The sequence below is a fragment of the Flavobacterium aquidurense genome, from assembly GCF_002217195.1.
Taxonomy (GTDB): domain Bacteria; phylum Bacteroidota; class Bacteroidia; order Flavobacteriales; family Flavobacteriaceae; genus Flavobacterium; species Flavobacterium frigidimaris.
Map to the genome: position 1 here is coordinate 17468 of NZ_MUGR01000035.1, position 13836 is coordinate 31303.

The following is a 13836-nucleotide window of genomic DNA, read 5'->3' on the forward strand; positions in this document are numbered from 1 at the left end:
TAACAATTAACTGTATTAAAAAAATTATGTCAATTCAAAAGTCAGTTTACGCTTTCCTTTTTCTTTCTGTAGTACTGTGCGGCTTATCGGGTAATGCGCAAGTCTTAAGAAAAAGAACCACATTACTGATGGGCGGACGTTTTGATATTACAATCGTTGCCAAAGATTCCCTTTCAGCAGAGCAAAATATTGATGAAGTCATTGCTGAAATTACCCGAATAGAAAACCTGATTTCAGACTGGAAACCTACTTCTCAGGTATCTGAGGTCAATCAAAATGCGGGAATCAAACCTGTAAAAGTAGATCGTGAAGTCTTTGAACTAACACAAAGAGCCATACAATTTTCTGAAGCTACAAATGGCGGTTTTGATGTAAGTTTTGCCGCTATGGACAGAATCTGGAAATTTGACGGGTCGATGACGGAGATGCCTTCGGCGCAAGCCATAAAAAAATCCGTAGAAAAAGTAGGTTATAAAAATATCATTTTAGATTCCGTTCAATCCACTATATTCTTAAAATTAAAGGGAATGAAAATCGGGTTCGGCGCTTTGGGAGAAGGCTATGCAACTGATAAATGCCGAAACATGATGCTCGCAAAAGGTATCAAAGCCGGAATCGTAAACGGATCCGGAGACATGACCGCCTGGGGAAAACAACCCAGTGGTAAAGACTGGAATATTGGGATGACAAATCCGTTTCATCCAGACACCTTATTTGCCGTAGTACCTCTAAACAATGGCGCGGTAACGACCTCTGGAAGTTATGAGAAGTTTGTTGTTTTTGATGGAAAACGTTATTCTCATATCATAAATCCCGCAACAGGTTATCCTGCAACAGGATTGTGCAGCGTGTCCGTGTTTGGTCCAAATGCAGAAACTGCTAATGCTTTAAGTACTTCACTTATGGTTTTAGGACAGACAAAAGGTTTGCTTTTACTTAAAAAATATTCTGAATATAGCTGTGTAATGATTACAGACAATGGAAAACTTGTTAAGTCTAAAAACTTCAAAATCAAAAAATTTAAGGCAAAATTGTAGCAAAAAAATCGCGCAAAGACGCAAAAGCGCAAAGGTTTTAGGTGTAAACTTGGCGGCTTGGCGACTTTGCGTGAGATTTATTCGGTACAGTATTTCAGCTTAATGACATTGAGCTATCGGGAGAGAAATCTCAATTTTTTAAATTAAGAAAACATTCCTTTATCTCTAAAACATCCCTTAACTAATATCAGTATAAGGATTTAAATACCCCTTATTTCCAACATTAGAGTTTCTAATGTAATTCTAATGATTTTCTAATCTGTTTATTTAGATTAAATATAAACAATACCATAAGTTTGCGTTTCTATTGATACGTAAATTTATTATGAGATTTTTATTACTTGTTCTTTTGCTTGCCAATTTTTCGGCTTGGTCACAAAATGGAAACATTACCGGAAAAGTAAGCTTTCCGCATCATCAAACGGCTTCCGGAGCTTCGGTACTGGTTTTAGGAACTCAAAAATTTGCAATTACAGATAATGATGGTCAGTTTCAAGTCGAAGGATTGGCTTACGGACATTATACTTTAGAAATTTCTTCATTAGAGGCCAAAACAAAAACGGTCAATATTCATTTGAATCGCCCTTCTCATTCTATTCATATCTCTTTAGAAAAAAATGATCCTAAAAATCTAAAAGAGGTTGTTATTCAAAAGAAAACCATAAAAAAAGAGATTATGTACAAAGGTTTCTCTGTGAATGTCATTGATACTAAAGAAGCTGCCACGAGAAATCTGCAAACAAACGATTTACTGGATCGTTCTGCAGGAGTTCGAATCAGACAAAATGGTGGTTTAGGTTCTAGTGTTAACTATAACGTAAACGGAATGACAGGAAATTCTATCCGGGTATTTATCGACGGGATTCCAATTTCTACTTACGGTTCTTCTTTCAATCTAAACAGTATTCCTCCGGCATTAATCGAACGTATAGAAGTTTACAAAGGTGTTACTCCTGCTCATTTGGCAGATGACGCCTTGGGTGGAGCTATAAATGTAGTGTTGAAAAAAGGCGCTAAAAATACCTTGAATGCCTCTGTTTCTTATGGTTCTTTCAATACCGTTCAGTCCAATTTTAATACTACATACCGCGACAAATCAGGTTTTACACTAAAAGGGTCCGGATTTTATAATTACTCTGATAATGATTATGAGGTTTGGGGAAAATTTGTTTACAATATCCTTCCTGACGGACGTTACGATTACGTTAGGGCCAAACGTTTCGAGAATAGATACAGATCCTACGGTGGAAGATTTGAGGCTGGTTTTACGGATGTAAAGTGGGCAGATAACTTTTTAATAGGCGTAAATGTTTCTGAAGATCATAATCAGATTCAGCATGGTCAATACATGACAAGACCTTATAAAGGCCGCTTTACTGAAGCAGATGCAACCGCAATCAGTTTGAATTATGCCAAAAAGAATTTCCTGGCAAAAGGACTTGACTTTACGTTAAACACCGTTTATAGTCAAAGAAACGAGACATTAAATGATACTGTAAAGTGGACTTACAATTGGTTTGGAGAAAAGGCACTGGGATTATATGGCAAACCTATTTTATCAACTTACGGGGCACAACAGGCCGGACCAACGATTAATACCATTGCAAGTAATATATTGACTTCACGAATGGGATTGAACTATAATATCAATGAAAAGAACAGGATTGTGTTTAGCAATATGTTTTATATGGTGGACCGAAATGATAACGACCTGATCAAGCCGGAATTTCAGAACAACTTTGAGGCAACACGTGATTTACAAAAAACCGTTACTTCATTAGCCTATGAAATGGAAGCATTTGATTCCCGTTTAAGAACCAACGTTTTTGGTAAATTCTATGAACAAAAATTAAATGAAATAAAACCTGAAATCCTTTCTCAAAATGGGCAAAGCACCATTATTGAAAAAGCGACTAAAAACACCACTTCATTTTTCGGATACGGTTTAGCAACTTCTTATTTTGTTACCCCTAAAACAATGGTATCGTTATCTGCAGAAAAAGCGATACGATTACCCTCTGAAGATGAAGTATTCGGGAGACCGGGGGAAAACATAATAGGAAATTCTGAATTAAAACCTGAACAAAGTAAAAATGTAAATGCCGGAATAAAATTTGGTCCTTACGATTTTGACCAACACAGAATATCTTTTTCAGGATCAGGATTCTGGAGAAATTCTACAGACAAAATTGTACGTGCCATCAGTATTCGTCTGAATGAAGCTGTACAGTCTACACCTTTTGCGAATCTTGGAAAAGCACAGTCTTTGGGCTTCGAAGCCTCATTTGATTATGTTTATAACAAAAGATTATTCGTGTCTATGAACATGTCAAAATTCAATTCATTGTATAAAAGTAAATACGACAATAACGGCAATGTATTGCTGTACTACAATAAACAATTACCTAACGAACCATATTTTACCGTAAACGGAAGTGTTCAGTATAACTTTAAAGATATTCTACAAAAGAACTCTGAACTGAACTTGTATTACAATTTTGGTTACGTAGGCGAATTTTATACGTCGTGGCTTGAAATAGATAAGACCACTACTCAGTTTCCACAAGACTTAGGATTGAGTTATGCTTTCCCTAACAAAAAAATAATAGTAAGTTTTGATGCCCGAAATATTCTTAACGAACAGGTATACGACAATTTTGCTGTTCAAAAGCCCGGAAGAGCCTTTTATTTAAAATTAAACTATACGCTCAATAAATTCTAATACTCTATTATAATTAATTTTTTTAAATACATGAATATGAAAAAAAGTACATTTAAATTGTTTGCATGCGGTCTGGTTTTGACCACATTTGCCTTAACAACAAGTTGCAGCAGTAATGATAATAATGACAATCCGGCACCAACATTACCGGAAACTCCCGGTCGCTGGATCACTCTTGCAGGTGCATTGATGCAAACTGAGCCCGGAGACGGAAACGGAGGTACAAAAGTATTTTCTGTTACTAAAGAAGATGCAAGAAACCCTAATTTTTCTATAGATGTTTACGGAAAAGGATCTCCTGTTCAGTCAAGCAGAACTGCACGTTTACAATCATCTGTAGATGGAAGTACGCTTTTTAATATTACTTACACGGGTGCAAACGGCGGTGAGTTTATGACCTACAAAGTAAACGGAGCTGCTAATTTTGCGCAATCCGGAGCTACTGTAAATATTTCGCAATACGCAGGAACATCACCAAGATGGAACAAACTTTTTGACGGAGATAAAACAGGTGTCGCAGTAAATGTGGCAACACCGGTAATTGTAACTAACCCTGACAAAAGCTACAAACACACCAGAGGACTGGCAACGGTTTTATCATTGAACATGCAACAAACTTTAATTTCGGCATACAAACAATACGAAATTGCATTAAGTGCTCAGGAAGAAGCACAAGGACATCACCTTTTCCGTTTAGATGCACCAACGCTTAACAAAGCAGGAAACAAATTAATCATTGGTACATGGATGCGTAAAACAAATCCAACAACGGGGCAAAATGAAGCAACATTTGATCGTTTGGGATCTAAGTCAGTAATCGTTGATTATCCTTCTTTAGAAAACCCACAGGTGATTACTTCTACAGTAGCATTTGGCGACACAAGTGGTTTCCGTAGTTTTAACAGCTTTTTAGGAACTGATGGAAACATTTATCAGGCCACTCAAAGAGATACAAAAAATGGTTCTTATATCTTAAGAATCAACCAAAACAATCAATACGATAACGCTTATAACTTTAGCTTAGATTCAGCTCTTGGAGTAAAAGGATCTTATATCGATGCCTGGAGATATGCAGGAAACGGAATTGCTTATGTCCTTTATAATCATGCAGATGCAGGAGAACAAGGATTTGTAGCAAGAGTTGACCTTAATGCAAAAACAGCTAAAAAAGTAGAAGAAATTGCTTACGACCCGGCTTTAGATTTTGGTCAATACCAAGGTTTTGTTGTTGACGGAAACGATTTATATATCGCAGTTACTCCTGTTGGAAAAGACGGAAACCTTTATATTATTGACATTCCTACCGGAGCAGTTACCAAGGGAGCGAAATTAATCAACAATCCTGGAAACCATTATATTGGAGTATTCTAAAAATATGCAGCAGCAAGTATGCAGTCTGTAAAGATAATAACTTGAATTTTTTTTTTAATTAGAACATTCCGCTTCAATTTTTTGGAGGGGAATGTTTGTTTTTAATAGTGTTGTGATTCAATTTTACCCCAAAGGGCGCTAAGTATTTTGCTCAATATTACGTTGATAAACGCAAAGTTCGCAAACCTTAAAAAAGAAAAAACTTTGTGTCTTTACGACTTTGCAAGATTTTTTTCTAAGCATACTTTAAGACAAGATGGTTGCAGTCTTTGAGGTAAAATTCACTTTTTACTTTAAATTAATTCGTAAATTTTAGGTATCGCAAGTAACATGATCCCAATCCTGCTCCATATAATTGATAAGCCAGTTTAAGGCATATTGTCTTTCGTAAACGATTCCGGGATTAATTGCTTCTATCTGCCTACCATTAATTCTTTCGTCAACACAAGCCCAATTAAATCTGTAATACAAATCATTGGCATCTAAAATTTCACTTTTAGAACGTATTGAATCGATCGAATCAATAAAAATATTAGGATCTTTATCCTGTCCCACTGGATAATCATCCGGATTAATGTTTTCCAGATCGCAGAACTCATCGGGAAAATCAAGTGTGTCAATCTTATTCAAAGCCCACATTAAAACCCAGATGCCTTCGCATTTCCAGCTTTCATTTGCTTTTTTGTCATCTGTTGGGTCCGCCAGAAATTCTTTTTCATTTTCAGTTGTAAAATCCCAAAGTTTATAAGTTTGCAAATAATCTGTCGCTTCCTCCGGAGAAATACTGCCAAAAGCCACCAAATTTACTACTGCCAAAGCACTCACTCGCTGTGCAACTTCTTTTGGAGTTCTTGTTACAGTTTCGTTTTCAGATTCTATGCAAGGCAAATGTCTGTTGATTTTGATGTTATGCTCCTCGAGGATTTTTTCGTTATTCTCTTTTCTTTGCTTTTGATCTTCTTCTAATTCGTTCTGATCTCCATCAAAATAAACCGAATTGATTTTGACATCTAAATCTTCAATTCCACAATTTCCTTCAGTGTCGATAATTAAATCTAAATTTTTATCTAAAAAATGCTGGCCGGCTGATTTGCTGATAACTGCATCGGGCTGAACAAATAAAACAGCATCAAGTTCGTTTGCTATATTGGCTATTATCGTTTTTAATTCTTCTACTTCTCCTTCTTCCTGAATAATAGTAAACTCTGAATTTAAAGTCTCTATTTTATGCAGAAATAAATCTTTGACTTTTTTATTTACGGTCGGCAATGAGTATACAAAACCATAAAGCCCTTTTAGATTAGCTGTTAAAGCAGAATCATTAATTTCAGGGATTTGATAGGAAGGTTCAACTCTTTCACGATACAAAATTTTTATCTTTTTTGAAGGAGTCGAATCGCTTTCTTTAATTTCTAATTCGATGATATCAGATTCGTCTTCTTTACTTAGTGAAATATTCCCTTTTGGAAAGTTCAATAAGATGGTCTCTTTAATGTTTTCAAAACCACTTTGGTGCGAATAAATAGTGCAGGTCATTTTACGGCTTTTATATATTTAGATCTGCTAATATAAGTTTTATTCTATAAAATGTGTTAGCAAAATCGCGACATCATGAAAATACTTTGTATCGTTTTTAAATTAAATCTCTACTTTTACTTTGATGTAAAATACAGTAATATTAATAAAGTACATGAAAAAAATCACGCTATTTTTAGTTCTAATTATTGCTTTTTGTAGTTGTCAAAACAAAAAAGCAAAGACTACTATTGCTAATCAAGAAATTAAGGATATCAACGAGATTGTCAAGACAATTATAATTCAGGATAGTTTGGATGTATTTTCGAAAGATAAAAACTCTAAGATGTTCTGCAGTGAACTAAGAAGGCTTAATATATATATTCCTGAAAAAAGAAAGGATGGATTAACTCCTCCACCTCCACCCAGAGACATTTATATTACGTCATTATTAAATAATCAAATAGGAGATGAAGTATTTTTTTCATCTAAAGATTCTTTATATCTATTAGAACAAAATTCAAATCCTCAACAACTCAAAATTGAAAAAGAACTCATTAATAAGCTGAATACAACCACAGTTGAAAACGCATTAACAAAGCGAAAAAATTCTGAACTGTTTAGGTTTTACGAGATGACAATTCCAGTTTTTTCTCTTGATCGACAAAACGCCTACGTTCAATTAGATTATCATTGCACCGGCCTTTGCGGAAGTGGGAGAGCCATCTATTTGAAAAAAATAAACGGTAATTGGAAAATAATTCAAAACTGGCAAACCTGGATAAGTTAACATAAAAAAAACAAACCATATAAATGATATAAACTCCATTAAGAAAAAACTTAAATCACTTATATAACTTATATGGTTCGAAAAACTTCGCGGCGTTACCAGCAATAAATTTACTGCACTTTAACTTCAATCACAGAAGCTTGCAAACTCCCCGACTTGGCTTTCAATTGAATAGTCTCCTTCTTCCCATTCGACTGAATGATCACAATACATTTACCGTTAAACAACTTACAGGAATTGGCTTTAAAAGAATCCAGATTGGCTTGATATCCATTATCAACTCCAACTAATTTTCCTCCGCCTGAAACTTCAAAATCAATTAAATCATTAGCGTTTGGAAGCAGATTCCCATCCTTATCTACAGTAGAAACCGTTACGTAAACCAAATCATAAGTATCATTTTTTATTGTCGTTTTATCTGCTTTTAAATCAATTTTAGAAGCTTCTCCGGCGGTATGAATTTCCTTTTCTAAAACTACTTTTCCAGCCTTTCTGGAAACTGCTTTTATCGTTCCCGGTTCGAATTTTACGCGCCATGAAATGTGCAGATCATCATTTTGTTTTGCTTTCTTCCCAAGTGATTTTCCATTAAGGAATAGTTCAACTTCATCTGCATTATTATAATATGCCCAAACCTCTACTTCCTGTCCTGTTTTCCAGTTCCAGTGCGGGAAAATATGCAAAACCGGTTTTGTAGTCCATTCGCTTTGGTACATATAATAGACATCTTTTGGAAGTCCGGCTAAATCGATGATTCCGAAATAAGAACTTCGTGCCGGATACGGATATGGGTCAGGTTCTCCTATATAATCGAATCCTGTCCAGATAAAAGTTCCCGCCATGAAATCCTGTTTCTTGATGGTTTTCCAGTTCTCTTCGTGTGTTGCACCCCAATAGGATTTTACCTGATCGTAGGCCGAAACCGTCCAGTCTGCATTGCCGTCAAACGGAGCGCCGTGTTTTGTTGGCCAGGCTTTAATTCCATCCGGAAGATCATAATGTCCACGTGTTTCTAATGCCGAAACACTTTCAGAAGCTAAGATTTTCTGCCCTTTAAAACGTTCCGGAAAATCTTTGTAATCTTCGTGTTTGTAATTGAAACCTAAAAGATCCAAAGCACCCGATTGATAAATAAAATTCTTCTCGATGATATTCTCTGTCAAAGCTGCAGTTACGGGACGAGTTGTATCTAAAGATTTTACAATCTTAGCTAATTCTCTCGTAATTGCAATTCCAGTGCTGTCAAATTGTTCCCTGATTTCGTTACCAATGCTCCACATCATCACTGACGGATGGTTGCGGTCTCTTTTAATAAAATCTTCCAAATCCTGTTTGTGCCACGCATCCCAGTCTTTATGGTAATCATTGGTTACTTTTTTCTTTTTCCAAACGTCAAAAGCCTCATCCTGAACAATAAATCCCATTTCATCACACAGTTGCATCATTTCCAGAGAATGTGGATTATGTGACATTCTAATGGCATTTGCTCCCATTTCTTTCAACAAAGTCAATTTTCTTCTTACGGCATGAATATTTTCTACAGCGCCCAAGGCTCCATTATCATGATGCAGACAAACACCATGTATTTTGGTTGGTTTTCCGTTTAATGAAAAACCTTTTTCAGCATCAAAATTAAAAAATCGGAAACCCAGAGGTGTTTCGTAATTATCCAGTAATTTCGATTTATCATAAACTTTCGTCACCACTTTATACAAATACGGACTGTCTGTACTCCACAATTTTGGCTGATTCAAAACCAACTCATGAATCTTTTTTTCTGATGTATTGGCATTTATTTTTTCTGTTGAAGTAAAACTAGCCACTTCTTTATTTTCTGCATTTAAAATTGAAGTAACCAATTTAAACTCTTTTGAAGCCGCATTGTCATTATCAACCGTAACTTCTAAATGTATTTTTGATTTTTCAGAAGAAACTTCCGGTGTTGTTACAAAAGTACCCCACTTTCCTACGTGCAGTTTTTCGGTAGCAACCAAACGTACATTTCTATAAATTCCTGAACCTGTATACCATCTTGAATTGGGTTGTGCATCGTTATCGACTTTTACGGCAATCACATTTTCTTTGCCAAAATTCAAATATTTTGATAAGTCATATCCAAATGAAATATATCCATTAGGTCGCATTCCCAGTGAATGTCCGTTAATAAATACTTCACTATTTTTAAAAACACCGTCAAATTCTATAGCAACCGATTTGTTTTTCCAATTGGCAGGAACAGTAAATACTTTACGATACCATCCTTTTCCTGCAGGCAAAAACCCTTGGGCCTGTTTTGTTTTATTGTCTTTATCAAAAGCTCCTTCGATACTCCAATCATGCGGTAATTGAAGAGTTCGCCAAGTTGTAGCATTAAAATCAGATGTAATCGCTTTTGGATGATCTCCTAAATTGAAACTCCAATTTTTATTGAAATCGGTAACAATTCTGACTTGTTTTTGTTGTGCGGTAGCTATTGATGAAGACAATACTAAAAGCGCAATTGCAATTTTCTTTAAAATCATATTCTTTAGTTTTCTCTCGCAAAGCCGCAAAAGCGCAAAGTTTTTTTATTAACCATATAAGTCAATTAAGCTAAAACTTAAATTATCTTATATTACTTATATGGTTTAATTTACTCTGCGACTTTGCGTCTTTGCGAGATTATTTTCTTTTATTACTCGTAATCTCGTGCATCTAACACACAGTATCAACAATTAGAACGTAGACGTACTGCGGTGCGCCTCTACAATAAAATCTTTCGTGTCTTTGTGCCTTTGTGGCAACAACTACTGAAACTCAAAATTATCCAAAAGTAATCCTTTTAAATCCTCCCCTTCCAAAGTAATTTTATACGTTCCGGCATTGATATATCCTCCCGAAGTCGTATTTAATACCTTCCATTTTTCTGGTGAAGGAAAAAACTCAATTGTATCATTTCGCATTAAAATCCCGTAAGCATCTTCCATTTTGAATTTTACTTTTAATGGCGTTTCATTTCTGTTCATAAAACGGAAACGCATCAAATAAATTCCGGCAACTCCGGGTTTTACTTCAAATTCAATGCTGTTATTGGTCTTTTTTGTGAACTCAATATAATCCGCTTTTTTGAAATTTCCTTTTTCTATTCCGGTTCCGGTTACTTTTGTCTTTTCTGCCTCAATGACTACAACGGGTCTTGAATCGTCTTTTTCGCCCATATCATAATTTGGAACTACAATAATAGCACTCAAAACGGCTGCATTATCAAACGATATTTTTTCTCCTTTTTTTACTTTTTTTGAAAAAATGGCAAACTCAATATTGTTGCTGTTCTTTGCAATTTCTTCTGATTTTTTATAATCCGATAACCACGCAAATTTTGTTTTTATTTTATTGTCAATTAACTGATATACATCCGAATCTTCTTTGACGGTAAAAGAACCTTTCATCTTAGAATTGGATGAAAACTGCAAATAATCGGCTCCAAAAACTTCTGAAGGTAACTGAGTGAAAACAACTTCTGAATCTGAATATTGTTTTGAATTAATATCGAGCCACGAAGCTATTTTTGCCTCATTTTTAGCTGAAGCATCCAAAACCAAATTTTGAATATTTCTTAGGGATTCGTTCGCCGGCTTAGCATTCTTATTTTTGGTTGCAATCGCAATGGCAGCAATAATTGCTTGTCCCGCTTTTACATTTGGAAACGAAATATTGATCTTTCCGTTTTTGCTTTTCACCACAAAGGTTTTCTTCAATGCTTTATCGTGTCCGGCTTCTGACCAAATATCAAAATCTTTTAATACTACATTGTCGTTAATTGCAACATCAAACAAACGCCAGCCTTTGCAGTCTAATCCTCCTCCGGTTCCGTACCACGGCTCTGTGAAATATAATTCGACCAAATATTCTCCGTCTGAAGCAGGAAATTCATACTGCAATTGATCCACGCCGTATCTGAAACTCTGAAATAAAGCCTGATCTTTTGTACCGTTTACAGGATCAAAAGTGCTTCTTTGACTGGCATAAAAATCCGGAAGTTTTTCAAATTTATCTGTCCACGATAAAGATCCCCAGGTATTTTGACCGTTTTTATGTGCATCTGTAAGCCAGGTATTTCCCGCAGTATCTTTTAGTTCTGAACCTCCGCAATTTACTCTGTAAATATAATTATATCCTTTTTTTGCTTCTAAAATATTAGTTTGATCAGGGTATAATGCATTTAAATTTGGTGCTTTCGGAAGTGTGTTCAAAACAATATAATCTTTGGCTACAGCCTGACCCTTTACATAACCAACAGCATATAAAACATTGTACTGAATATTAACATTATTCCATTGAAAATGCTGCCCTAAGCCCGGATTTTTTAATCTGCCCAATGAGGTTTGATTCACGTCATTAAACAACTCTACTTCATCACAATTCGAGTAAACATCAATTCCATTTTTTATTCCCGCCGAATCCCAACGGCTTGGCCAGGTGTGAGAAACAATGTATACCATTGGGTTGGTTTTGTTCGAAACATAATTGGCACGGTACATATAATATGCATCCTGAGGTTCACCCCAGATCGTAAAAAGTCCTTTGTAATTGACCGGCCCTACTTTGTCGATATCCCTAAAACCTTCTCCGTTCTGAACACGTCCGGGGTTTTCGTGTGAAGCAAAAAGCCAATTGAATTGTCCTGCAATTTTATCTTTTACCGACTCTGCTTCACGGACTTTAATTTCCATTAATTGAGAAAACCTGTTCTCGCTGTGAATTCCTTTTTGGTCAAATTCACCTTCTGTATGTAAGTCTGCTGTTCGCCATGCACCATATTCACCATTTAATAACTGCGTGGTCATTTCGAGATGGTATTTTAGCGGATCGCCTCCGTAAGTTCCCGACCAGTTTTGTACGACATTCCAGTCTGTTCCTTCTCCTCCGTTACAAGTCGTAACAATACGCTGTGAAGCCGACATGGGATCCATTTCGCGAATAATTTTAGTGCATTCCTCAGCAAACTCTTTCGGAATAGTGCTTTCGTTTTGCAATCCCCACATCACTACTGACGGACTGTTTCTGCGTTCTTTAATCCATTCTCGTAATAAGGTTTTAAAGTTCTCTTTGAACTCAGGAGTATCGTACCAGATATGAGCTGAAAACTGACTCCAAAACAGAATCCCGTTTTCATCCAATTCTTTTTGGTACAATAAATTATGGGGCTGATGTGCTTCTCTAAAAGCATTAAACCCTGCAGCTTTTATCTGCTCGATTCTGGAATGAATCTGCTCGTCTGAAAACGAATGGCTGTTACCAATTAAATGTTCGTATTCGCAGGTTCCGTTGATGAATACAGGTTCATCATTAATAAAAAACCGATTGTCTTTTCCGTCTCTGCTAACTGGCCAGCTGACCCAACGGATTCCGTAAGGTGTTTTTAATTCATCTATTTTTTTTCCGTTTTCATAAACAGAAGTTACCAATTGATACAGATATGGATTTGATGGCGACCACAATTTAGGCTGAGGAATCGCAGGAAGTGTCTGGGCTATCTCTTTTGTTTCATCAGAGTTAGTGTCAACATTACTTTTTACTGAAACTACCTTTTTTCCGTTAGTATCAAAAAGGACATTTTCTATGGTTATATTTTGTTTTAAAGTACCATAATTTTTGATTTCGGTTCTGGTATGAAGAATGGCGCTTTCTTTAGAAGTTGCAGCATCATTCCAGATATGAACACCAAAAGGCTCTATTCTGACGTCATTGGTAATAACCAAAGAGACCGGTCTGAATATCCCCATAGGCTGAGAGCCTTCAGAAAAGCCCCATTCGCCGGAACATCCTCCGCAAACCCAGGGAAGATCTGCAATAAAAGAGGGATGAGCAGCTTTTACTAAAATCTTATTTTCTTTGCCTAAAACAACCAGTTTGGTAATGTCTAATGTAAAAGTCGTTCTGCCACCTTTGTGTTCTCCGGCTTTTTGTCCGTTTACCCAAACTGTAGCGTAGGAACTCACTCCTTCAAAATACAGAAAAAGTCGTTTTCCTTTAGCTGATTTATCTAGTTTTAATAATTTTTGATACCAGGCAGTTCCGTGTAAATTTCCGTGTTTTGTTCTTCTAAAACCATAATATTGATCCCAATTGTGCGGTACATTGACCTGCTGCCATTGTGCGTCGATTTTTGGATTCTTTACAAAGGCTTCTTCTTGTTTTGGAAGCTGGTCTAAAACAATCGTAGCCCAAGCCGAGTTCAGCGAAATTTCCTGACGAAATTTTGCTGAACTATTGTCCTGACTCCAAACAAGACAACTACCTGAGCAAAAACAAAAAATAAAAAAAACTATTTTCTTCATATTTTTAGTAAACCATATAAGTGATATAAGGCAATTTTAGTTTGTGTTGCTGTTTTCTAATTAGACCAGACAGGTTTTAAA

At 35.9% G+C, this 13836-nt stretch carries 7 protein-coding genes; 4 read left to right on the forward strand and 3 right to left on the reverse strand.

What is annotated here, in order from left to right:
• The first annotated feature begins 26 nt into the window (after positions 1-26).
• From B0A67_RS18045 to B0A67_RS18055, 3 genes are all read left to right on the forward strand, one after another.
• Positions 27-1037 (forward strand): FAD:protein FMN transferase, encoded by a 1011-nt coding sequence (locus B0A67_RS18045; protein WP_072958131.1) that lies wholly within the window; start codon positions 27-29, stop codon positions 1035-1037.
• 325 nt (positions 1038-1362) lie between these two features.
• The gene (locus B0A67_RS18050) at positions 1363-3759 is read left to right on the forward strand and encodes a TonB-dependent receptor (protein ID WP_072958127.1); all 2397 of its coding nucleotides are present in this window, start codon (positions 1363-1365) and stop codon (positions 3757-3759) included.
• Between the two features lie 36 nt (positions 3760-3795).
• The gene (locus B0A67_RS18055) at positions 3796-5130 is read left to right on the forward strand and encodes a hypothetical protein (RefSeq protein WP_072958123.1); all 1335 of its coding nucleotides are present in this window, start codon (positions 3796-3798) and stop codon (positions 5128-5130) included.
• Between the two features lie 312 nt (positions 5131-5442).
• Here the strand turns inward: B0A67_RS18055 and B0A67_RS18060 are convergent, their stop codons facing one another.
• Positions 5443-6666 (reverse strand): DUF4272 domain-containing protein, encoded by a 1224-nt coding sequence (locus B0A67_RS18060; RefSeq protein WP_072958120.1) that lies wholly within the window; start codon positions 6664-6666, stop codon positions 5443-5445.
• A 154-nt stretch (positions 6667-6820) separates the two neighbouring features.
• Here B0A67_RS18060 and B0A67_RS18065 point away from each other — a divergent pair, with 154 nt between their 5' ends.
• Positions 6821-7435: a hypothetical protein gene (locus B0A67_RS18065; RefSeq protein ID WP_072958117.1), complete on the forward strand. Its 615-nt coding sequence runs from the start codon at positions 6821-6823 to the stop codon at positions 7433-7435.
• A 110-nt stretch (positions 7436-7545) separates the two neighbouring features.
• Here B0A67_RS18065 and B0A67_RS18070 read toward each other — a convergent pair whose 3' ends face one another.
• Complete coding sequence (locus tag B0A67_RS18070) at positions 7546-9957, reverse strand: sugar-binding domain-containing protein (RefSeq protein ID WP_072958114.1); 2412 nt, start codon at positions 9955-9957, stop codon at positions 7546-7548.
• A gap of 264 nt (positions 9958-10221) precedes the next feature.
• Positions 10222-13755, reverse strand: a complete 3534-nt coding sequence (locus B0A67_RS18075; RefSeq protein WP_072958110.1) for a malectin domain-containing carbohydrate-binding protein — start codon at positions 13753-13755, stop codon at positions 10222-10224.
• Positions 13756-13836: the final 81 nt, after the last annotated feature.

Excerpts from the sequence above, each read along its gene's own strand:
- B0A67_RS18065 (WP_072958117.1), top strand. The coding sequence starts at position 6,821 with ATGAAAAAAATCACGCTATTTTTAGTTCTAATTATTGCTTTTTGTAGT.
- B0A67_RS18050 (WP_072958127.1), top strand. The coding sequence starts at position 1,363 with ATGAGATTTTTATTACTTGTTCTTTTGCTTGCCAATTTTTCGGCTTGG.
- B0A67_RS18045 (WP_072958131.1), top strand. The coding sequence starts at position 27 with ATGTCAATTCAAAAGTCAGTTTACGCTTTCCTTTTTCTTTCTGTAGTA.
- B0A67_RS18060 (WP_072958120.1), bottom strand. The coding sequence starts at position 6,666 with ATGACCTGCACTATTTATTCGCACCAAAGTGGTTTTGAAAACATTAAA.
- B0A67_RS18055 (WP_072958123.1), top strand. The coding sequence starts at position 3,796 with ATGAAAAAAAGTACATTTAAATTGTTTGCATGCGGTCTGGTTTTGACC.
- B0A67_RS18075 (WP_072958110.1), bottom strand. The coding sequence starts at position 13,755 with ATGAAGAAAATAGTTTTTTTTATTTTTTGTTTTTGCTCAGGTAGTTGT.
- B0A67_RS18070 (WP_072958114.1), bottom strand. The coding sequence starts at position 9,957 with ATGATTTTAAAGAAAATTGCAATTGCGCTTTTAGTATTGTCTTCATCA.